Raw genomic sequence first — 22,646 nt, forward strand, 5'->3', positions numbered from 1 at the left:
GACTGGGTCAAACCAGGCCGGTTGTTTAAGAATTTGTCCGGACGCAGGTTGTGCGCCCGGACGGAAGAAACTCTTAGAAGCCCGTACCGATCTGGAACTGGAAGCGCTGCGTTTTGTCGCCGTCCTTCTTGTTGATCGGGAAGGCAAGCGAGAACTTCAGGGGCCCCAGGGGCGAAATCCAGGCAATACCAAAGCCCCAGGAGTAACGGAGGTCATCCAGAGCAAAGTTCGTTTCGCCGCTTCCGCTGTAGCCCCAGACGTTGCCGCCGTCCAGGAACATCAATCCGCGCAGGGTCTTGTCGGCCCCCGGCAGCGGCATCAGAAGTTCCGCGGAGAAAACAAGCTGCTGGTTGCCGCCCAGGTTGTCGCCGTTCGTGTCCTTCGGACCCAGGCTTGAGCTTTCGTAGCCTCGCACCGAGCCGATGCCGCCCGCGTAGAAGTTCTTAAAGAACGGATAGCGCTTGCTGCCGTAGCTGTCGCCGTAACCGGCCTGCATGTTCAGACCCAGCGTCCAGAAGTTCGTGATCGGCAGGTACTGCGTGATCTGATAGGTCGCGCGGTAGTACTGCGTATCGAGGGCCGGCAAGGACACTTCCGCGTTAAAGCGCTGATAGCGCCCGCGCGTGGGGGCCAATACATTGTCTCGGCTGTCGCGCGACCAACCTAAAGTCAGAAGCAGTGACTGCGGCTTATCGCCGTACTGATCCACATAGTCCCAGTAGCGCTTAGGCGACGGGTCCGTGCCGCCTCTTAAATCAACCTTCGTCATTTCCCAGCGGGTACCGACGAAGATGCGGTCAAGTTCGGTCACAGGAACACCAAAGCTGATGCCCGCGCCGATCGTTTCGTAGGCAACGTTGGAGACATCGAGCTCATCGAGGTCAACACGCCGGTCGTAGATATCCCAGTTGCGGCTGATCCCTTCGGGCGTGATGTAGGGTTCCGTGAGGCTGAAGGCGTACGTTCTCTGGCTCTTTGAAGTATTCACCTCAATGGAGGTCGACTTACCGGAACCGAAGACGTTGTCCTGGGCAAAGCCCGCGGACAAGATGATGCCGTCGCTGGTGGAATAACCGGCACCGAGAGAAATCGAACCCGTGGGACGTTCTTTCACGGCAATGTCAAGATCCACCTGATCGCGCGTGCCCTGCACGGGCTTGGGTTCGGCGGTCACCGAATCGAAGTAGCCGAGACGGTCGATGCGGTCGCGGGAGAGCTTTACTTTGTCGCTGTCAAACCAGGCCGATTCGTACTGACGCACTTCACGGCGGATCACGTCGTCACGCGTGCGGGTGTTGCCGGTGATGTTGACGTGGCGCACGTAGGCACGGCGCCCCGGGTCGATCGTATAGACGATTTCGACGGTGTCTTTTTCAGCGTTTGCCACCGGGTTGGGTGTGGCCGTACAGAAGGCGTAGCCGAGCGTCGAGAACTTGTCCACAATCGCCTGGCTGATGTTGTTGACCTTCTCGGCGTTGTAGGTCTCACCCGTTTCAAAAGTCAAAAGCGGCTCAATTTCTTTTTCCAGGCCCAGCATATCGCCCGCAAGCTTCACGCCGCTCACGGTGTACTTCTCACCCTCGGTCATGTTGATGGTGATAAAGACGTCAGCCTTGTTGGGCGCGACCGACACCTGCACGCTGTCGATCTTAAAGTCGAGGTAACCCTGGTTCAGATAAAAGCTTCTCAGGGTTTCAAGGTCGGCTGCGAGCTTTTCGCGGGAATAAAGGTCGCGCCGCGTGTACCAGCTCGACCACTTGTGCTCACTGAGCTGCATCAGGTCCATGAGTTCATCGGCATCAAACAAGTTGTTCCCGACGAAACGGATCTGCTTAATGGAACTTGCGCTTCCCTCGTCCACATTCATCGTGACGCGCACGCGGTTGCGGGGCAACGGTGTCGTGGTGGTGTTCACCTGCACGCCGTAGTAGCCCTTGGAGAGGTACTGACGGCGCATTTCCTGATCGGCCCGGTCAAGCACGGACTGGTCAAAGATGCGGCCTTCAGCCAGGCCCACGTCACGGAGGCTTTTTTCCACGCCGTCCTTATCAAAGGCCTTGATGCCGCTTGTTTCAATGGAGGCGACAGCCGGGCGCTCGGTGATGCGGATCACGATCACGTCGCCGTCGGCACCCACCGAGACGTCACGGAAAAGCCCGGAGCCGTAAAGCGAATGAATGGCTTCGGTACCGCGTTCCGGCGTGTATTCATCGCCCACCCGAAACGGCAGATGCGAAAACACCGTACCCGGTTCGGTTCGCTGAATCCCTTCAACGCGGATGTCGCGGATGGTAAACACCTGTGCGGCCGCAGACACGGCAAATGCCGCGAGCACGGCAGCGGCGGCACTGCGCAAGAAAAACTTTTCCGTCATTTATGTTCTTTATTCAATGGAACAAGGCCCGGCGTTGTCGTGAAAAAACGCCGGGAGAAGCGCCCGCAAACCGTGTGGCACGGCTTATCGGGCACAGAAACTTCGTCAGTTTAGCCCGAAGAGGCGCGTTATGTCATTACCCACGGCCAAAACCATCAGCAAAAGAAGCAGAAAAACACCGATTTTCTGCCCCCACTCGGCAACCTGCGGCGCGGGTTTGCGGCCCGTCACCATTTCATACAAATAAAACATGAGGTGTCCGCCGTCGAGAACCGGCACCGGCAGGAGATTTAAAACACCGATGCTGATTGAGATGAGCGCCAGGAAAAGCACATACGGCACAAACCCGTATTGAAGGGTTTGCCCGGCCATATCCCCGATTGCAACGGGTCCGGAAATGCTTTTGACGCTGACGTTGCCGGAAAGCATCCCGGCGACGGAATTCACGGTAAGCCGGATCGTGTCCCAGACCTTCACGACCCCGATGCCCAAAGCGTCAACCGGCCCCGCGTGTTCAAAGACAAAGTCCCCGACGGAGCCGAGGCTCGCGCCGATGCGGCCGATCGTCTGACCGTTTACATTCTCGGGGCGCACTTCGGTGACGACGGTGCGCTCAACACCTTCGGGGTTTTTAACCCGCATCTCCAGCGTTTTTCCGGTCTTTGCGCGGATGGCCGTAATCATTGACTGCACGCCCGTGACCGGTTTTCCGTCAAGCGTGAGAACCGTATCGCCGCGGGCTAGGCCCGCAGCCTCCGCTGCCCCGCCCTTTATGACTTCAGCCACTACGACGGCCTGCGCATAGGGCATAAGGCCCAGGTACTCCAAAGGATCGGTCTGGCCGTCACCGTGAAAGGCGGAGAGGTCAAAACGCACGGTGCGCGGCACGCCCCCTTCGGTTGTCACCGTCGCGGGAACGTCGGCTTCGCCCATGTGGTTTAAAAATTCCATCCGCACGGCGTTGCGGGTCTTAACCGAAACGTCTGCGACCCGGGTAACCGAATCACCGGCGTCAATCCGCAATTCATACGCCTGGGTTCCGGCAGGGGGCACGCCCATCTTCCCGGACGGTTCATACGTCCCGAGCATTGCCAAAGCGGCATAAATCAACGCCGCCAGGATGAGGTTCATCGCAGGGCCCGCAAACACCACGGCAAAGCGGCGCCAGACGGACTTGCGGTCAAAGGCATTGGCCCAGTCGGCTTCCGAAAAAGTCTTCCCTTCTTTTAAAAGGTCCTCTTTTTCGGCCGTATCAAGCATCTTGACGTAGCCCCCCAGGGGCCACATCGAAAGCCGCCATTCGCAGCCGCGCTTATCGGTTCTCTTTAAAAGAACCTTACCGAAGCCAAATGAAAACGCGAGGATTTTTACGCCCGCCATGCGGGCGACAATGTAGTGTCCCCATTCGTGAATGACGACAATGATCCCTACCGTGAGGACAAAACCAATGATTCCGAGCATGTTCCCGTCTTAATAGATGGCGGTTGCAGATTGTTGGGTATCAGCGTGACTTCTGAGTGACCCAGCGCTGAGCTCTCTGCCGGGCTTCTTTGTCGGCAGCCAAAATTTCTTCGAGCGACGCGGGCGCCTCACCCTGGAACTTGCTCATCATCACCGAGCAGAGTTTGGCAATGTCGGTGAAACGGATTCTGCCGTCCAGAAACGCCCTTACCCCCACTTCGTTGGCGGCATTTAACACGATCGAGGAAATCCCGCCCATGTTAAGTGCCTCATAGGCGTAGGAAAGCTGCGGGAAGCGCTCGGTGTCGGGCTCTTCAAACGTCAGGGCACTCACTTTTGTGAAGTCGAGGCGGTCCACGCCGCCGTCCAAACGCTCCGGATACCCCAGACACCAGGCAATGGGCATACACATGTCCGCGGGCCCCATCTGCGCGAGGACCGCGCCGTCCCCGTACTGCACCATCGAGTGAATCACCGACTGCGGATGGATGACGGTGCGGATACGCTCCGCGGGGACCCCGAACAAGTGATGCGCTTCAATGACTTCAAGCCCCTTATTCATGAGGGTTGCCGAGTCAATGGAAATTTTGGCGCCCATGTGCCATGTGGGGTGAGCCAAGGCCATATCCGGGGTCACCTCCGAGAGCTCCAGGGACTTCTGATGGTGAAAGGGGCCCCCTGAGCAGGTAAGCCAAATGACGGCGTCACGTTTGGCCTCGTCGTCAGCCGATGCCAGGCACTGCGCTACCGCATTGTGTTCACTGTCAACAGGCAAAAGGAGCGCCTTATTCTCACGCACGGTCTGCATGAGAAGCTCCCCTCCGCACACCACGCTTTCTTTGTTGGCAAGTAAAAGGCGCTTCCCTGCCTTGGCCGCCGCAAAGCTCGGCGCAACGCCCGCGGCCCCCACCACGGCCTGCACCACGACGTCCACATCCTGCATCGCGGCAATATCGCTGATCGCGTCAGCGCCCGCCGCCACGCTCACGCCGGTGATGCCGAGTTTGCGCATCTCCTCAACAAGGGCCTTATAGCGTGATTCATCGGCAATTGCGACGATATAGGGACGCCAGACGCTTGCAAGCTGCGCGAGCTTTTCCACGTTGGACCCTGCAGTAAGCGCAAACACACGATAGCGCTCCTGATAGCGGGAGATAACTTCAAGCGCGCTGCGGCCGATCGAACCGGTAGCGCCCAAAATGGCGATGTTTGTCAGTGACGTCATAGATGGGAGGAGCCTTCAGACCTCTTGGTCCTGCCGGCCCCTGAGACAACCGCAGTGAAAGTTGCGGAGCGGGTACATTGTAGACGATGCGGCCGAGCGATAATTTCCTTAAAAATCAAAGGCAGTTTCCAGCAAAGCATTGAAAGTTAGAATTTCAAAGGCGCTCTGACTTCTCCGGAAGGAAGCCTTTTGGGAATACCGCAAGCAAAGCCGGCACCGGGCGGATTTCCGTTCTCGCTACCTGCCCTCGTCTTATGCTTTAAGCCTCAGATACTCCGGCACCGAAAGCACAATCCGCCCGTCGATGCGCTCGACAAAGTCCGTGCGCTTTTCACCGTAGTCCGAGTCATTTAACACCACGCGGATGGCGTTAAGCCGCGCCCGGCGCTTATCATCACTGCGGATAATGGTCCAGGGTGCGTAAGGGGCTTCCGTCGTGCGGAACATCCGTTCAATTGCGGCGGTGTATTCGTCCCACTTGTCAAGCGACGCCAAATCCACGGGCGAAAGCTTCCAGCGGCGCAGCGGATCGATCTTGCGCTGCTTAAACCGGCGCTTCTGTTCCTTACGGCCCACATCAAGCCAAAACTTAAAAAGCTGGATGCCGTTATCGACGAGGCTCTTTTCAAAGTTCAGAACTTCCCGTAAAAAGAGCTCGGTCTGCTCCTTGGTGCAAAAGCCCATGACGGGTTCCACCACGGCCCGGTTGTACCAGGAGCGGTCAAAAAAGACGATTTCCCCGGGGCTCGGGAGTTGATTGACGTACCGCTGAAAGAACCACTGTCCCTTTTCGGCGTCCGTGGGTTTAGCCAGAGCCACGATGCGCGCGCCGCGCGGATTCATGTTTTCCACGAAGCGCTGAATGGTGCCTCCCTTACCTGCGGCGTCACGGCCCTCAAAAAGGATGATTACCTTCTTGCCCTTTTCCTTCACGTCCTTCTGCAGTTTCAGAAGCTCAATCTGGAGCCCGTAGAGCTCTTCTTCGTAAAGGTCGTTGTCGTAGCCGTTCGCATAGGGATAAGCGCCTTCAGCGGCTTGAGGGACCAGATCGTTCATGTGCTCGAGAACTTTGCCCGTTTCTTCAAACCGTTCGGCAGCCTCCCGCGCAATGAGGTCACGCAGGACCTTATCGCGCGTCTCAGGCGGAAAGCGCGCGGTGATTGTCTCTGCGAGTGTCGCGGGCTCAGCGGCGAACCCCGCCCCCGCGAGGCTCTTTAAGAGGCGTTTAACGGCTTTGGCGCCGTCGTCTTTGGCATCAATCACGGCCACGCGGTCGATTTCCTCAGTGAGGTGCTTTTCTTTGTCTTCCGTCTTTTTGGCCATGGTCTGTCTCCGGATATAAGTCCTCAGGACGATTTCTTGAGTGTAATTAAAGTCACCTCACCCGTGGTGCCGATTCGCAAAGGAAAACCGTTCCAGAGGTAGGTGCCCTGATTAATGTAGAGCCTGAGATTTCCGGCACCCGTTTCGGCTGCCGGGATGTTGTAGAGGCCTTTCAAAAGCCCCGCGTTAAGGCGCTCCGTCACAAACGCAATGCCGGGCGCCTGCCCGCCGTGCGTGTGGCCGCTAAGCTGCAGGTCAACGCCACGGCCCGCGACCTTAAAGGCGAGCTTGGGCTGGTGCGCAAGCAGCAAAACCGTTGCGTCGGGCGAACCGAAAAGCGCTTTCTCAAGGTTCGGCAGTTCCCGGCCGAAACGCGCGGCCATGGGGTCTGTGAGCCCTGCGACCACCAAAGGCGTCCCCTTTACATCTATAACGCCGTGAGCATTCCAAAGCATCCTTACGCCGAGTTTGGGCAAAAGTTCCCGCCACCCCGCGTAATCCGTGTAGTGCTCATGATTGCCGTCAACGCCCCACACACCGTAGGGAGCCCGAAGATCCTTTAAAGCCTGCATCACAGGCGCCAGGTGCGCGGCCGTGCCGTCGGCAAAGTCTCCGGTGAGCGCAATAAGGTCGGGCTTAAGAGCATTCACCGCCGCCACAGCCTTTTCAAGGCGCTTTCCGGAAATCAGCGAACTCACGTGAAGGTCAGAAACCTGTGCAACCGAGAAGCCGTCCAACGCTCCCGGCAGCCCGTCAACGGCAATCTCCACCCGCACGACTTCGGGCGCGGCAAGCGCCCGCCATTCGCCCCAGGCCGTGGCAAAAACAGCCACGACGGCAATCACGGCCGCAAGGGACTTATTTTTTGCCAGCCGATTAAAGGGAAGCCCCGGCGCAATGCGAAGAAAAAGCGAGACGACTTCGCGCAAAGCGGTCAACGCCGCCGCGCAGACCACCGTGAGTTCGAGGTAGTCCCCGATGACCATCACAGCTTCCGGCAGCACCGGCGCCACCATGGAGCCCCCGACTACAACCACAACACTCGGGAAAAGGGCACCCGCTGCCAAAAGAACGGCCCAGAACACGCGCCACCTGAGGCTTACCGTCACGGGCCACACCGCCCGAAAAAAGACAAAGAGCGCCAATAGCGGCAGGATCACAGCAAAGCGCATAACTTAATGCACCTCGCGGAAAAGGGCTGCGGGAATCGAAAGCCGTACGGCCGTGCCGTGCGGGAAGACCGACGCGTCCACCGGGCCGATTGCCACGCTCGCACCGATCTTTTCCGCGCGCTCGCGCATGATGTTCATGCCGACGTGGCGTTTGCCGCGCTGCTTTAAGAGTTCCATATCAATGCCGCAGCCATTATCCATGACGGTCAGCGTAAAGTCAGAGCGGCTGTCGATGACGATTCTCACGTCCGTGGCGTGCGAGTGCTTGCGCACGTTGGCCAAAGCTTCCTGCATGATGAAAATCACCTGCAGCTGCTGCTTGTCGGTGAGGTTCGGTTCCTTGCCTTCCGAGATAATCTGGGCCTTGAGTTTGGTCTGAATCTCAAAGCGTTCAATCGCGGTCGCAATTGCTGCGGCAAAGCTTTCCTTATGAAGCCGCTCGCGGAAGTTCAGCAACAGCTCACGGACGTCTTCGTAGCACTCCTGCACGCCGGTGCGGATCTGTGCGACGGTGTCGTTCACAAGCGCCTTATCGTCGTTTTTAAGGCCGCTTTCAAGTAACTGCACCTGAATGTTTAAAAACGACAAAGACTGAGCGATCGAATCGTGCAGCCCCTGCGCCATGAGCGTGCGCTCCTGCACGACCGCGTACTGCTGGTCGCGGGCAATGAGGCGGATATTGTCAATGGCAACCCCAAGGTGCGAACCGAAACTCTCATAGAGCCGGTAGTTTTGTGCTGCCAGCTGCTTCGTTTCGTCGTAGCACAAGAGGAAAATCCCGAGGTTTTTGGTGCCGCTTCGGATATGGAAAACGTAGGTCGTGCGGATTCGCGGACTCGTGCCTTCGGTCTCCCGCAGAGACGTCAGAAAATCAGCCGGCGTCTCGGGCGTCACCCGAAGCGGCAGGTCCGCCTCCATCGCGTTTTTAAGCTGCACGAGAGGCAGAGGCTTCGCCGCCCACCGGGAAAAAAGCGCTTCCGGCAGGCCGCTGCCGGCCGCAAGTTCCAGGGTCTTTGTCTTTTCGTTCAGCAAAAAGACCGCGCAGCCCGAGGCATTCGTGAAGTGCATTAGCCGCGCCGTAAAGCCTTCACAGATCTCATCCACGCTGTGCTGACGCCCGAGGTAAGAAGACAACTCATAAAGCTGCGCAAGATTGCGGTTTTTTTCTTCAACAGCCTGCGTTTTTTCGGTGACCTTGCCTTCAAGGTTTTCCACGAGGTCTTCAAGGCGCCCGGCCATCGCGTTAAAGCCCTGGCCGATACGCTCAAACTCTTCGCTTGTGGGTTCCGGGTTCACCCGCGTGGAAAGATTTCCCCTCGTGACGCTTTCAATCCCGCGCCGCAGGGCTTCCGTGGGACGGATCACCCAGCGCAGCAGCAGGGCCATGATCACAAAGAGACTTCCCACCGCAAGCACAATGATCGCAAGCTGAATCCACCGCTGGTAGCTCATCAGTACCGTGCGGCTTTTTTCCAGATACTGCTGCAGCTGCGTGAGCTCCGTGAGAATCGTCGTGAGGCGCTTGGGGTCAACTGCCGTTCCGTTTAAATGCGCATCGGTAAAAAGCGGGAGTACCGTGCCGATCCATTCGCGGTTAATGCGCACCACACGGCCGGTGACGGCCTCATCGCGCCAAATCGCGGAATTAAGCCACTCCTCGCCCTGCTCCATTTTCTCGAGATCCTCGGCAAAACGGCGCACGGCGCTCTGATAAAGGGCATCAGACGCGGTGTCGTTGACGGCAGCGTTCACCTGATACACCCCGGTCTTCATGCTTTCCACCCGGTTGATGACGGTGGAACTCGCTTCCATCTGCCAGCCCAGCACCACGGTGTATCCGAGGCACATACTGATAAAGGACACCCAAAGCATGGTGAGCGCCAGAAGGCGCAGCGAAAGCGACCGAAACAGCCCTTTGACGCGCTTGGGATAAAGTGACGCCATCTCTTATACCGTTTAGAAAAGTGTGGGTTCAGGCTCTTCTTCCTGCGCGGCGGCCTCCCCGCCGCCGGCGGCTTGGGTCGGGATGGCAGAGAGCATCTGCGCGGCAAAGCGGATCGGAAGCGGCCGGCCCTTACGCGCCCTGTGCCCGAACTGCTGCTGCCAGTCGGCCTTCACCAGTGTCTTCTGACGCACCGTGCTGCGGCCCTTGCCGCTTACGATGCAGCCTGTGTCGCCTGCGGTCAGCACGGCGAGCAGCTGTTCACCGGGGTTAAGGTCCATGAGGATCACACCCTTGCCGCCGCCACGGAGTTCCCTTAATTCCGAGAGGTCAAACACGAGAAGCCGGCCTTCACCGGAAAGGCACGCGAGGTACGGCGTCTCTTTACCGATCACCTGCGGCGCAAGCAGCTTGGCGCCTTCATCGGGCCTCATAAAGGCTTTGCCGCTTCTCACGCGTGCAAAGAGATCTGACAGACGGCACTTCAGCCCAAAACCGTTGTCGGCCGCAAAGACAACACCCTCTTCGCCTTTACCGGCAAGGTACCCAACAATCTCGGTCTTTGCGTCAATATCAAAGAAACTTGTGAGCGGCAGGCCGTCACCGCGGGCTCCGGGCAATTGCGCCACAGGCGTCGAATACGTGCGGCCGTCGGAAGCAACCGCAACAAGCGTATCGGTCGTCATGCATTCCAAGGAGACCAAGAGGTCGTCGCCCACCTTGAAGTTCATGAGGGACGCATCATGCCCGTGGCCGGTGCGCGAGCGCACAAAGCCCTTCTGGGAAATCACCACCGTCACAGGGTCGTTGGTGACCACCTGCTCGACCACCGCTTTTTTGGCGGCTTCAACAAGCGTTCTGCGCTCGTCCCCGAAGGCCTTCACGGCTTCCTTGGTTTCCTTGGCAATCAGGCGTTTCAGAACCTTTTCGTCGCCCAGAATTTTCTCGAGTTCGGCCTTCTCGGCTTCAAGCGTCTTGATTTCTTTGTGGATGCGCTCGTACTCGAGGTTTGCGATCTGTCTTAAGCGCAGGTCAAGGATGTCGGCGACCTGTTCCTCAGAAAGATTAAATTCCTTCGCAAGCACCTCAGCCGGCTTTTCTTCAAACCGGATGATTTCAATCACGCGCTCGATGTTGTCGCAGCAGATGACGCGGCCCTGAAGGATGTGAAGCCGCGCAAGCACCTTTTTAAGCCTTGCGTCCGTGCGGGCGCGCACAATCCCCATGCGGGCGTTCACCCATTCCGAGAGCACTGTTCTCAGGCCCTTTTGCGCGGGACGCCCATCGGTTCCGATCATCACGAGGTTAATCGGGGCGTTGGATTCAAGCGACGTCTGCGCAAGCAAGGTATTCACAAAGAGATCACGGTCAATGCGCGAGGTCTTCGGTTCAAACACGAGCCGCACGGGCTCGTCTTTGCTGCATTCGTTTCTGACGCGCTCCAGAACCGCGAGCATCGCGCTCTTTGTCTGCTGCTGATCGGCTGTGAGCGCTTTTTTGCCGGCTTTGGGTTTGGGATTGGTGATTTCCTCGATTTCCGAGAGCACGCCTTCGGCGCTTGCCGCCGGCGGCAGTTCATCAATCACAAGCTGCCACTGCCCGCGCTGCAGGTCTTCAAAGTGGTAGCGCGCCCGCACGCGAAAGCTCCCTCGACCCGACGCATAAGCTGCCCGGATTTCCGCGGGCGACGTGATGATCTGCCCGCCCCCCGGGAAGTCCGGCGCCGGAATCTTTTCCAAAATGTCGTCTAACGTCGCATCGGGGTGCGCTAAAAGAAGCAATACGGCGTCTGCGACCTCCGTGAGGTTGTGCGGCGGAATTTCCGTTGCCATACCCACGGCGATGCCGCTTGCGCCGTTTAACAGCAGCAGCGGAAGCTTTGCCGGCAGCACCGCCGGTTCCTTCAAGGTGCCGTCGTAGTTGGAAAGAAACTCCACGTCCTCGCTGTCGATTTCGTCCAAAAGCAGCGACGCCGCTTTCTGAAGCCTCACTTCGGTGTAACGCATGGCAGCCGGCCCGTCCCCGTCGCGGCTGCCGAAATTGCCCTTACCGTCAACGAGGGGATAGCGCATCGAGAAAGGCTGCGCCATTCGCACCATCGCGTCATAGGCCGCCTGATCGCCGTGGGGATGGTATTTACCGATCACGTCGCCCACCACGCGGGCGCTTTTTGAAAAGCGGTCCGAGGCGGTTAAGTGCAGCCGCTGCATCGCGTAAAGAATACGGCGCTGCACGGGCTTCATGCCGTCAACAACGTCGGGCAGAGCACGGCTTTTCACAACCGACAGGGCGTACTCGAGATAGGCGCGTGCCGCGTAGTGCGCAAGCGTCAATTCATCTGCATCGGTTTCTTTAGGCGGCAGGTCGCCTGCAAGCGCCGCAGGCAGCAGATTCTTTTTCTCAGCGGGAGCCTCGCTTTCGTCGCCTTCACCATCCTGAGACGCTGCATCAGAAGTTTCGGAAGCCTGATCAGCCTCCGGCGTTTCCTTGCCCTCCTCGGTCGCTTCAGGAGCCGCGTCCTTCACCTTTTCTTCCGGGAAAAGTTTTGTCGTCACGTGTTTGCCGTCTGTTGCCTTGGCCATAAAAATTACCGTCTGTCCGTCAAGAAAAAGATTGCGCCCGTGCGGTCCCGGCCGTCTTCTTCAGAGGACAACCGGAAAGAATCGCAAACATTTGATTTTAACTCAGGAAAGTACTGCTTTTTCGGGCAAAAACTTTGACAAAGCCCGCACGAAAAGCACCTAATAGTTGTCCCTGCCGTCGAGATCATCGTCATGAACCGTGTCGGACACGTCCTTTGCCTTACTTTCCGGCAAAGCGGCCGCATCAGCCTCTCCCGCGTTTAAATCCCTGAGCCGGCGGTTCATGACGTTGGTGCGGGTTCTGAGTTTGGTAAGGTCGCCCGTGACGCCTTCAATGCGTTTTTCCACTTTGGCAACCGCCTCATTAAAGCGCTCAAATTCGGTTTTAACGACTGCCAGAAGCCGCCAGACTTCCGCACTTTTTTCTTCGACGGCCAAGGTCCTGAAACCCATCTGCAAGCTGTTGATAAGTGCCGCCAAAACCGTGGGGCCTGCGACCGTCACCCGCACTTCCCGCTGAATCCGCTCCATGAGCCCCGGGCACTTCAAAACCTCAGCCCAGAGACTCTCAGCCGGGAGGTAAAGCACCGCAAATTCCGTCGTATACGGGACCTCCACGTACTTCTCATGAATCTTTCGGGCTTCAAGCAGTATCCGGTTATAAAGCGCCTTGCGGGCCGCTTCCGCCGCGGCTGCGTCCCCGGCTTCCGTTGCCTGCGTGAGCCGCTCATAGTCTTCCAGAGGAAACTTCGCGTCAATCGGCAGCCACACGGTTTCACCGGTTGTTCTTCCGGGAAGCTTCACGGCAAATTCCACGCGCTCAGAACTTTTCGGGCGCGTTGCGACGTTGACCGCATACTGCTCGGGCGTTAAGAGTTCCTCAAGAATCATTCCGAGCTGCACTTCACCGAACGTGCCCCGGGTTTTGACGTTGGTGAGTACCCGCCTTAACCCCTCAACGTTACTTGCCATCTCGCGCATTTCGCCCAAACCACGGTGTACGGCGGAGAGCTGATCTTCCACGGTCTTAAAGCTTGCGGTAAGGCGCGTTGCGAGCGTCTCCTGCAGTTTCTCCTCGACCGTCGCGCGCATCGCTTCAAGCGCACGGGCGTTGGTGTCGTTAAGCGTCCGCGCCTCGCGTCTTGCTTCTTCCTGAAAGGTGCTCATGGACCGGGCCACTGCCGAGAGCCCCTCGTTTTGGGTGCGCGTGAGGCCCTCAAGGGTTTGCCTCAGTTCCGTCTGCAGACTTCTGTCACGCTCAGCGGCAAAGGCCTGGCTTCTTGCGAGGGTATCGGACAAAAACTGTGCCGTGCGGTTTTGGGTGTCATTCATGCGCTCGCAGGACGCAAGCACATCACTTCTCACGCCGTTAACCTGCACGGCAAGCCCTGCCGCCGTCTCGTGCGTGCGGCGCTCAAGCGCGGCGATAAAAGTCTCTTCAAAGGCTTCGCGCCCGCGCTTTTCCCGCGCCTGCCCCGCGAGAATAAAGCCCGCAAGGACAATGACGAGCACCAGCAGCGCCGCAAGAATCCCGACGAGAAAAACCGCATTGGTGTTTAAAAAAGCCGCTACCCCTGTCATAGTGCCTGATCTTTGAAAAAGTACGGCACGAAGCTTAACAGGCAGAAACGAAACGGGCCCGGTTTCGTTTATCGAAAGTCCGGGCCCGCGCGTTGGGTTAAAGCGTACTGCCGTTAAGAGGCAAGCAGCGCATTCATTTCACGGATAAAGCCGTTGGGATCAGCAAGCGTCCCCTGCTCGGCCAAAACCGCCTGATCAAGGATCACCTTGGCCCAGCGCTCAAACGCCGCGTCATCACCGGCCGCCGCCTTCTGCACCAAAGGATGATTGACGTTCACTTCCAAAATGTAGCGGGCCTGCGGCACGGGCTGGCCCGCCGCCTCAAACATGCGGCGCATCTGAGCCGAAATAAACGCCCCGTTTTCAGCCACCACGCAGCTCGGGGAGTCTGTGAGGCGCGTTGCGGCGCGCACGTCAACGACCTTGTCCCCGAGGGCCTTCTTAAAGCGTTCAACCAGGGGTTTGGCTTTTTCAGCCGCTTCTTTTTCCTTGGCCTCGTCCTTTTTGTCAGCGAGTTCCCCGAGTTCGAGGTCTGAGCTTGTCACCGAGACAAAGGCCTTGCCCTCGTACTCAAAGAGGTTCCCCATGAGCCACTCGTCGATCCGCTCCCACATGAGAAGCACTTCGATGCCTTTTTTCTTAAGCTCTTCAAGGTAGGGCGACGTCTCCGCCGTCTGCCGGCTGGTGGCCACGAGGTAATAAATCTTGTCCTGACCCTTGGGCATACGGGCAACGTAGTCGGCCAAACTCACGTCCTCACTGCCCGTGCCCGCCTTCGTTGAGGCAAAGCGCATGAGCTTCATGAGAGTGCCGCGGTTGGCGGGATCCTCTACGGGGCCTTCCTTCAGAACGCGCCCGAACGTCTTCCAGAAGGCGGCGTACTTCGCGGGATCGTCCTTGGCAAGCTTTTCAAGCATTGTGAGCACGCGGTGCGTGAGCGCTTTCTTCAATTTCTGCGTCACGGCCGTTTCCTGCAGCATTTCACGCGAAACGTTGAGGGGCAGGTCGTTCGTGTCCACAAGCCCGCGCACAAAGCGCAGGTAGTGCGGCAGGAACTGCTCGGCTTCATCCATGATGAAGACGCGCTGCACAAAAAGCTTGAGCCCGTGCTCGGCATCACGGTTAAAGAGGTCCCACGGGGCCTCGGTCGGGATGTAAAGAAGCGACGTGTACTCAAGCTCCCCTTCGACCTTGTTGTGGCTCCAGACCAAAGGATCGTCGTAGGCGTGGGTTAAATGTTTATAGAACTCCTTGTACTGCTCGTCCTTTACGTCGCGCGGGGCGATCGTCCAGAGGGCCTTGGCGTCGTTAACCTGCACCCACTCAAATACCGGTACCGCAGGCTTTTCCCCTTCTTTCGGGGTTTCAGCCGTCTTTTCCTTCCAGAGATAAACAGGTACGGCGATGTGATCCGAATACTTCGTGATCGCTGTTTCCAGAACCCAGGCATCCAAAAACTTCTGTGCATCCGCCTTCAGATGCAGCACGATGTCTGTGCCGCGCTCCTTGCGGTCAATTCTTTCAGCCGTATAGGTGCCCAAGCCTTCGCTTTCCCAGCAGACGCCTTCGTTTTGAGCAGCCTTTGCCGAGCGCGAGTAAACCGTTACTTTATCCGCGACAATAAAGGACGAATAAAAGCCGACGCCAAAGCGCCCGATCAACTGCGAGTCCTTGGCGGCGTCACCGGAGAGCGACTTAAAGAATTCATCGGTACCGGACTTGGCGATGGTGCCCAAGTGTTCCTGCGCCTCTTCCACCGTCATGCCGATGCCGTTATCGGAAATCGTCAGCGTTCCCGCATCCTTATCGGTCTTCACGCGGATTCTGAGGATCGGATCGTCGCCCAGAAGCTTTTGGTCGGTAAGCGACAGAAAGTGCAGCTTATCCAAGGCGTCCGAGGCGTTGGAAATGAGCTCCCTCAGAAAGACTTCTTTATTGGAGTAAAGCGAGTTGGCGAGAAGATCAAGTAGTTTTGCGACTTCGGTCTGAAAACCGTGCACCTGTGCTGCCATGGTGAATGTGTCTCCGAAAAACAAACGGGCGCAAACGCGTTGCGCCGATCAATGATTGCTCGTATTTGGGGACGGTCCCGGTGAGTTTCAAGATACAAAAACGCCGCAAAACACAACGGGGGCTCTTAAGAAACCCACAGGTTTTGCGGCGTCTGCGGCCGGATACGTGATTGTCCGGCCCTTGATGCGAAATTACTTCGCGGCAGCCTTCGCGGCCTTCGTCGCCTTGGCGGGGGCTTCCTCCTTGCGGATGAGGCTCACAACGTCACAGGCGGAGACGTCCTTGAGACGAATCAGCACAACGCGGGCACCCTGGAAGAGGAAGTTGCCGTCCTTCTTATCCTTTTCGCTCAGAGCCTTCAGAAAGGTTTCGATCTGGGGATTGAGGATTTCAGGTTTTTCCGCGTTAAACGGAATCACGATGTTCTGACCGCCTTCCAGAAAAACGGTGAGCTGCTGAATAACCTGCGTCATTTTCTTATAGTCCTTTTTAAGAGTCAGTCCCTCTCGCCCGAATGCTTCACATCGCCGGCCGTGATCTAGGGGGTGCGGCTTTTTTGCTGAGCCTCTTGCCCGTCTTCAATCGAGCCCGGAACATAAAGGTCCGAACGCTTGGGGGAAAAAATCTGTTGTTTTCCGGTCGGCTTCTCGGGAATTTCGGGCACGGGAGCCGCGTTTTTTCCCTTCGGAACCAGCCGGAAAAGTATTTCATCGCTGCGAATCATACCCAAACGCATGCGGGCGCGCTCGCTTACGGCGCCGCTGCCGCTTTCGAGTGACTCGATTTCGGCGGCAGCTGCATCGTTTTCGGCACGCAACCGGTCGTTGGCGGCGCGCACACTTGCGAGCTCCGCCTCCAGAGCCTGCATTCTTAATACGCCCCCCTTGCCGAACCAGAGCGGCCACTGAATCGCGACCGCGAGGATAAAGACAAGAAGGTAAATCAAATGCCGCAGCGACACGGTGAAAGTTTCAGTCCGTCAGTTACTTCTTAACGCAGTAAAAAGCGCTTTTACCCGGGTAGACCGCGCAGTCGCCCAAGCGCTCTTCGATACGAAGGAGCTGATTGTACTTGGCCATACGGTCAGAGCGCGACATACTGCCCGTCTTGATCTGACCGGCATTAAGCCCCACGGCGATGTCGGCAATCGTGCTGTCTTCGGTTTCGCCCGAACGGTGCGAGACGACGGCGGTGTAGCCCGCGCGCTTTGCCATTTCAATCGCTTCAAAGGTTTCGGTGAGCGTACCGATCTGGTTCACCTTAATGAGGATCGAATTGGCAACACCCTTTTCGATTCCTTCCTTCAGAATCTTGGGGTTGGTGACAAAAAGATCATCACCCACAAGCTGCACGCGGTCGCCAAGCTTCTCGGTGAGCATCTTCCAGCCTTCCCAGTCGCCTTCGGCCATACCGTCTTCGATGCTGATGATCGGGTACTTATTGACCCAGCCTTCGAGCACGCCGGCCCATTCTTCGGCGGACATTGCCTTGCCGCCGCTCTTTTTCATCACATACTTACCGTTATCGAAGAATTCGCTTGAGGCGCAGTCAAGGCCGATCATGATGTCCTTGCCCGGCTCAAAGCCGGCTTGCTTCACCGCTTCAAGGATGAGTTCGATCGCTTCCTCGTGGCTTTCGCACTTCGGGGCAAAGCCGCCTTCATCGCCCACGGCCGTACTCATGCCGCGGCTGTTGATGATTTTCTTTAAGGTGTGGAAGGTTTCCGCGCCGTAGCGGAGCGCCTCCTTAAAGCTCGGAGCCCCCACCGGAATGATCATGAATTCCTGCAGGTCGAGGTTGTTGTTGGCGTGCGCGCCGCCGTTAATGACGTTCATCATCGGTACCGGCATCTGAACGGCACCCATGCCGCCGAAGTAGCGGAAAAGCGGAAGCCCCGACTCCTCGGCTGCGGCCCGCGCCACGGCCATCGAAACCGCGAGAATGGCGTTGGCGCCGAGACGGCCCTTGTTTTCCGTACCGTCAAGTTCAATCATCGTGCGGTCGATAAAGGCCTGATCGCTAGCTTCACTGCCGAGAATGGCGTCGGCGATTTCGCCGTTCACGTTCTCAACGGCCTTTAACACACCCTTGCCGCCGTAGCGCTTCTTGTCGCCGTCGCGCAGTTCAATCGCTTCGCGGATGCCGGTGGAGGCTCCGGACGGAACCGCCGCGCGGGCCATCGTGCCGCTTTCAAGGTACACATCACACTCAACGGTGGGATTGCCGCGGCTGTCAAGAATTTCGCGGGCAACGATATCGATAATAGAACTCATAAAGACGAATCCTTACTAGATCAGGTTAAAAGTTTTCTTCGAGGAAGGGCTTGGCCTTCACTATTTTGTCAATGGCCGTGAGGCTTTCCAAAAGGGCCGGCATTTTCGCGAGCGGCACGGCGTTGGGGCCGTCGCTTTTGGCGCACGCCGGATCCGGATGCGTTTCCATAAACAGGCCGTCCACGCCCACCGCAACCGCGGCGCGCGCAAGCACCGGCACAAAGCGACGGTCACCGCCCGAACACGTGCCGTTGCCGCCCGGAAGCTGCACCGAGTGCGTGGCGTCAAAAACGACGGGGGCCTTGGTTTCGCGCATGATCGCAAGGCTTCGCATGTCGCTTACGAGATTACCGTAACCGAAACTCGCACCGCGCTCGCACACGCAGAAGCGGTCGGGATCCAGGCCCGCTTCCTCAGCCGCATGACGGGCCTTGGCGACAACGTTTACCATATCGTGGGGCGCGAGAAACTGCCCCTTTTTGATGTTTACGGGTTTTCCGCTTTTGGCGCAGGCGCGGATAAAGTCCGTCTGCCGGCAAAGAAAGGCCGGCGTCTGCAGGACGTCAACGACGGCGGCCACTTCCGGAACTTCGGCTTCGGTGTGAACGTCGGTTAAAACCGGCACACCGATTTTTTCGCGCACTTCGGCAAGAATCCTCAGCCCCTCGGCCATCCCCAGACCGCGGAAACTCGTGTCGGAGGTACGGTTAGCCTTGTCAAAACTGGCCTTAAAGATGTAGGGAATACCGAGCCTGCCGGTGACTTCCTTCATAAACCCGGCGATTTCCATCACCATCGCTTCGCTTTCAATCACGCAGGGACCGGCAATGAGGAAAAAGGGGCGCCGGCCGCCCGTTTCAAATCCGCAGAGCTTCACGGGGTAACCTCTTCAAGTATCAAAAGCGGCCGCGGCACCATGCGTACCGTGACCGCTTCGGGTTAAAACTTACTTGTCGCCAAAGCCTTCGTGAGAAGCCTTGTAGTCAATCGCCGCCTTCACAAACGCTTCAAAAAGCGGGTGACCGGTGCGGGGGTTTGACGTAAATTCCGGATGGAACTGCACCCCGAAGAAGAACGGATGGTCCTTTAATTCCATCATTTCAGGCAGGTGCTCGGTCGGGGTCCTCGCCGAAATCGTCATGCCGTGCGCCTCAAACTGCGAAACGTAGGCGTTGTTGACTTCGTAGCGGTGGCGGTGACGTTCGCAGACCGTGTCGCCGTAAATCTTCTGCGCAAGCGTCCCGGGTTGAACGGGCACGCGCTGGCTCCCGAGGCGCAGCGTCCCGCCCAGGTCGCTTTTTTCATCGCGGTGCTCGATGCGGCCGGACTGATCGCGCCACTCAGTGATAAGCGCCACCACCGGGTGCGGCGTATCGACATCAAATTCGGTGGAATTGGCGCCGCCCAAACCGCAGACGTGACGGGCAAATTCAATGACCGCTGTCTGCATGCCGAGACAGATACCCAAAAACGGAATCTTGTTGACGCGGGCGTATTCGATCGCCTTAATCATGCCCTCGGTGCCGCGCTTACCGAAGCCCCCGGGAACGAGCACGGCGTCAACGCCCTTCAGGGAGTCCGTACCTTCCTTTTCAAGCTGTTCGGCGTCCACCCACCGGGTCTTCACGCGGGTTTCGGTGCGGATACCGGCGTGCGTGAGCGCTTCGTTGAGGCTCTTATAGCTGTCGGCGTAATCGACGTACTTGCCCACCATGCCGATCACGACTTCGCGCTTGGGCTCCTTAATGCGGCGCACGATTTCCTGCCAGACGGAGAGGTTCGCGGGCGGCGTATTAAGACCGAGCTTTTCACAGACGATGTCGTCCATGCGCTGCGCGTGCAGCATGAGGGGCACTTCGTAAATGGTCTTGGCGTCGGTGACGCTGATCACGCAGTCCATCGGGACGTTGCAGAAGAGAGCGATCTTGGCGCGTTCGCTTTCGGGAATGTCGCGTTCGGCGCGGCAAAGCAGGAGATCGGGGTACACACCCTCTTCTCTGAGCTTTTGCACGGAGTGCTGCGTGGGCTTGGTTTTGAGTTCCCCGGCAGCGGCCACATACGGGCACAGCGTCAGATGCACAAAGCAGGCGTTGCCGCGGCCCACACGGAAACTCATCTGGCGCACCGCTTCAACGAAAGGCAGCGACTCAATGTCGCCCACCGTGCCGCCGATTTCCACAACGGCGACGTCACACTGTCCGCCGCAGGAATTTTTGGCTCCGCGCTGGATGAATTCCTGGATTTCGTTGGTGATGTGGGGAATCACCTGAACGGTCTTGCCGAGGTATTCGCCGCGGCGTTCCTTCTCAAGAACGCTCTTATAGATCTGACCGGTCGTGAAGTTGTTATAGCGGTGCATCTTCGAGGAGATGAAACGCTCATAGTGGCCGAGGTCAAGGTCGGTTTCCGCCCCGTCTTCGGTCACAAACACTTCACCGTGCTGAAACGGGCTCATCGTGCCCGGATCCACGTTGATGTACGGATCAAGCTTGATCATCGTCACCTTGAGTCCGCGGGACTCCAGAAGTGCCGCCAAAGAAGCGGCGGCGATGCCTTTACCCAAACTGGAGACAACGCCGCCGGTCACGAATACATATTTAGTCATTCTCTTTTCGCTCGCCAGGTACAAAAACTGCACGCACAAAAAGCGGCCGCATGCCCGCCTATTCGTCCGCACGGTCCTTGAGAAGTGTTATTGGGCGAATTATATAGACAGAGAGGTTCAGTTTCAGTGTTCTTTTTGCGGATGCCAGGAAGAATCAGTTCCTGCTACCGGCGTTGTATCAAAGTTTGCCGTGCTTTTTGAGCCAGAAGCCGTACAAAGCTCGTCCTATGCCGATAGCGCCGACGAACAAAACGGCGATCAGACAACCCACGATCGGAGGCATAACCGAACCTCAAAAATTTGTCGCTGCCAGCGTCCATTGTTCACGGGATTCACAGAATTTCCCGCAGGAAGCCCGGGGCTTGAGCCCCGGGAGGACTGCGGGCTTTCGAAATTTTTTAATCTTGGACCAAACGCAACCAAACCATGCACATAGTTTTCGCTTAAGGTATATTCAGCCGCTATGAAATCGCGCACACCGTCCTTTGTCATCGAGCTGGGCCTGAAAACCGGAGAGGATCAGGAAAGTGCGCTGGAGACCTACTTCTCCGATGCACGCCAGCTCTTCAATGCTGTTCTCGGAACGGCAAAGAAACGCGTGCGCGCCATGAAAAGCACTGAAGCATGGAAGCTCACGGCCGCGATGCCCAAGGGCAAAGACCGCAACAAGCGGTTTAAGGAAATTCAGAAGTCCGCCCACCTTTCCGAGTATGCCCTGCATGATGTCGTGAAAGAGCACCGTGCCAAGGGCGGCTTTACAAAGCGCATCGGCATCAACGAAGCGCAGAAAATTGCCACACGTGTCTGGCAGGGCATTGAGCGCTGGCTGCTTCATCAGGGCGGTCAGCCGCGGTTTAAGAGTGCTAAACGGGGCTTGCACAGCGTTGAGGGAAAATCAAACAAAACAGGGTTGCGTTGGAAGGCTAAGACGTGGACGCTCGAGGTTCTGGATCTGGTGATAAAGGCTGAAGCCCCGGATGCCTGGCAGAAAGAAGCTCTTCTTTCAGCAACAGATCCGTCCGGCTTTAAGCGTGTCAAATACTGCCGTCTTGTCCGGCGGATGATCCGCAGCCGTATGCGCTACTTTGTTCAGCTCATTGTCGAAGGCGTACCGCCCGTCAAGCACGTTTATGCTCCCAAGGATCTCAAGGTGGCTGTTGACCCGGGCCCGATGACCATGACTTTTTACAGCCCCGAGTGGCAGCAGAAGATTTTGGTGAGCGCGGGCACTGTCTCTCAGGAAAAGGAGATTGCGCGTCTTTTACGTGCCATGGACCGCTCCCGCAGAGACACGAATCGGGAGTGCTACAACGCGGACGGCACCGTTAAAGCCGCCGGAAAAAAGATTGTCTGGAAGGAATCCAAGACCTATAAGGCAACAAAGGCAAAACTTGCGGATCTGTACCGCCGCCAGGCGCAAACCCGCCGTTGCCTGCACGGCGAAGTGATTAACCAGGTGTTCGGCAGGGCCGGCACCGTCATTGTGGAGAAGAACTCATACAAAGCATTTCAGAGAGCCGGATACGGCAAGAGTTTGGGCAAAAGCGGTATTGCAGGATTGATAACCCGGATGACAAGTAAGGCTGAAAGCGCCGGCTGTTGTGAGGTGGAAGTCAGTCCCCGGAAACTGCGCCCGAGTCAGCACGATCCCGAAACGGGAACGTACCGGAAGAAAGCTCTTTGGGAGAGAAGTCATCAGTTGGGAGATACGGGCTGGTACATGGACCGCGATGTCGCGGCCGCCATGAACCTGTATTTTGCGGATCCCGCCACTGACAGCTACGATCTGAAGGCTGAGCAATCAGCGCTTGCGAGGCTCAAACAAGTCTCAGGGAACGCCGGATCGATAGTGCAGTACAAACCAGCGAATCGGCAAGACGAAGCAGTCCTTCGCCGGAACCGACGGATCGAGCTGATGAAGCCCGTACCCGTAGAGCGGTTGCGTTTTAAATGTTCCTGTGGTGCAGGGGATGCCCGGGCAGACAAGGCCTCAAAAACCTTGCCTGTTACGGGAAAGCCTGCACCGTGTCAGGAAACCCCGCGCTTTCAAGCGCGGGTTGTTTAGTTTGACTCGCGCTACCGGCTTGGGCTTTTC

Annotated in this window: 15 protein-coding genes; 1 reads left to right on the forward strand and 14 read right to left on the reverse strand. The window is 57.6% G+C overall.

Annotation, left to right across the window (positions count from 1 at the left end):
• Positions 1-73: 73 nt before the first annotated feature.
• The 14 genes from bamA to NXF97_RS01610 all read right to left on the reverse strand — a co-directional run bounded on the left by bamA (position 74) and on the right by NXF97_RS01610 (position 20,551).
• Entirely contained in the window at positions 74-2,374 is a 2,301-nt protein-coding gene (gene bamA / locus NXF97_RS01545) for an outer membrane protein assembly factor BamA (protein ID WP_274956211.1), read from the reverse strand.
• A gap of 105 nt (positions 2,375-2,479) precedes the next feature.
• The gene (gene rseP / locus NXF97_RS01550; protein WP_274956212.1) at positions 2,480-3,835 is read right to left on the reverse strand and encodes an RIP metalloprotease RseP; all 1,356 of its coding nucleotides are present in this window, start codon (positions 3,833-3,835) and stop codon (positions 2,480-2,482) included.
• A gap of 40 nt (positions 3,836-3,875) precedes the next feature.
• Complete coding sequence (locus tag NXF97_RS01555; RefSeq protein ID WP_274956715.1) at positions 3,876-5,051, reverse strand: 1-deoxy-D-xylulose-5-phosphate reductoisomerase; 1,176 nt, start codon at positions 5,049-5,051, stop codon at positions 3,876-3,878.
• Between the two features lie 261 nt (positions 5,052-5,312).
• A complete protein-coding gene (ppk2, locus tag NXF97_RS01560; protein ID WP_022372316.1) occupies positions 5,313-6,383 on the reverse strand; it encodes a polyphosphate kinase 2 in 1,071 nt (356 codons plus the stop codon).
• A 23-nt stretch (positions 6,384-6,406) separates the two neighbouring features.
• Positions 6,407-7,555 carry a metallophosphoesterase gene (locus tag NXF97_RS01565; RefSeq protein ID WP_274956213.1) on the reverse strand — a complete coding sequence of 383 codons (1,149 nt, stop codon included), beginning with the start codon at positions 7,553-7,555 and terminating at the stop codon, positions 6,407-6,409.
• 3 nt (positions 7,556-7,558) lie between these two features.
• The gene (locus NXF97_RS01570; protein ID WP_274956214.1) at positions 7,559-9,499 is read right to left on the reverse strand and encodes a histidine kinase; all 1,941 of its coding nucleotides are present in this window, start codon (positions 9,497-9,499) and stop codon (positions 7,559-7,561) included.
• Positions 9,500-9,511: 12 nt separating this feature from the next.
• The gene (gene parC / locus NXF97_RS01575; protein WP_274956215.1) at positions 9,512-12,079 is read right to left on the reverse strand and encodes a DNA topoisomerase IV subunit A; all 2,568 of its coding nucleotides are present in this window, start codon (positions 12,077-12,079) and stop codon (positions 9,512-9,514) included.
• A 159-nt stretch (positions 12,080-12,238) separates the two neighbouring features.
• Positions 12,239-13,660 carry a DNA recombination protein RmuC gene (locus tag NXF97_RS01580; RefSeq protein WP_274956216.1) on the reverse strand — a complete coding sequence of 474 codons (1,422 nt, stop codon included), beginning with the start codon at positions 13,658-13,660 and terminating at the stop codon, positions 12,239-12,241.
• Positions 13,661-13,773: 113 nt separating this feature from the next.
• On the reverse strand, positions 13,774-15,672 hold the full coding sequence (gene htpG / locus NXF97_RS01585; protein WP_274956217.1) for a molecular chaperone HtpG: 1,899 nt from the start codon (positions 15,670-15,672) through the stop codon (positions 13,774-13,776).
• A 192-nt stretch (positions 15,673-15,864) separates the two neighbouring features.
• A complete protein-coding gene (locus NXF97_RS01590; RefSeq protein ID WP_274956218.1) occupies positions 15,865-16,146 on the reverse strand; it encodes a hypothetical protein in 282 nt (93 codons plus the stop codon).
• 65 nt (positions 16,147-16,211) lie between these two features.
• Positions 16,212-16,634 carry a septum formation initiator family protein gene (locus tag NXF97_RS01595; RefSeq protein WP_274956219.1) on the reverse strand — a complete coding sequence of 141 codons (423 nt, stop codon included), beginning with the start codon at positions 16,632-16,634 and terminating at the stop codon, positions 16,212-16,214.
• Positions 16,635-16,656: 22 nt separating this feature from the next.
• The gene (gene eno / locus NXF97_RS01600; RefSeq protein WP_274956220.1) at positions 16,657-17,946 is read right to left on the reverse strand and encodes a phosphopyruvate hydratase; all 1,290 of its coding nucleotides are present in this window, start codon (positions 17,944-17,946) and stop codon (positions 16,657-16,659) included.
• Positions 17,947-17,971: 25 nt separating this feature from the next.
• Positions 17,972-18,823, reverse strand: a complete 852-nt coding sequence (gene kdsA / locus NXF97_RS01605) for a 3-deoxy-8-phosphooctulonate synthase (protein WP_274956221.1) — start codon at positions 18,821-18,823, stop codon at positions 17,972-17,974.
• 69 nt (positions 18,824-18,892) lie between these two features.
• A complete protein-coding gene (locus NXF97_RS01610; RefSeq protein ID WP_274956222.1) occupies positions 18,893-20,551 on the reverse strand; it encodes a CTP synthase in 1,659 nt (552 codons plus the stop codon).
• 463 nt (positions 20,552-21,014) lie between these two features.
• Between NXF97_RS01610 and NXF97_RS01615 the strand changes: the two genes are divergently transcribed.
• Entirely contained in the window at positions 21,015-22,616 is a 1,602-nt protein-coding gene (locus tag NXF97_RS01615; RefSeq protein WP_274956223.1) for a transposase, read from the forward strand.
• The last annotated feature ends 30 nt before the right edge of the window (positions 22,617-22,646 follow it).

The organism is Duodenibacillus massiliensis (genome assembly GCF_928721995.1).
GTDB classification, from domain to species: Bacteria; Pseudomonadota; Gammaproteobacteria; order Burkholderiales; family Burkholderiaceae_F; genus Duodenibacillus; species Duodenibacillus massiliensis.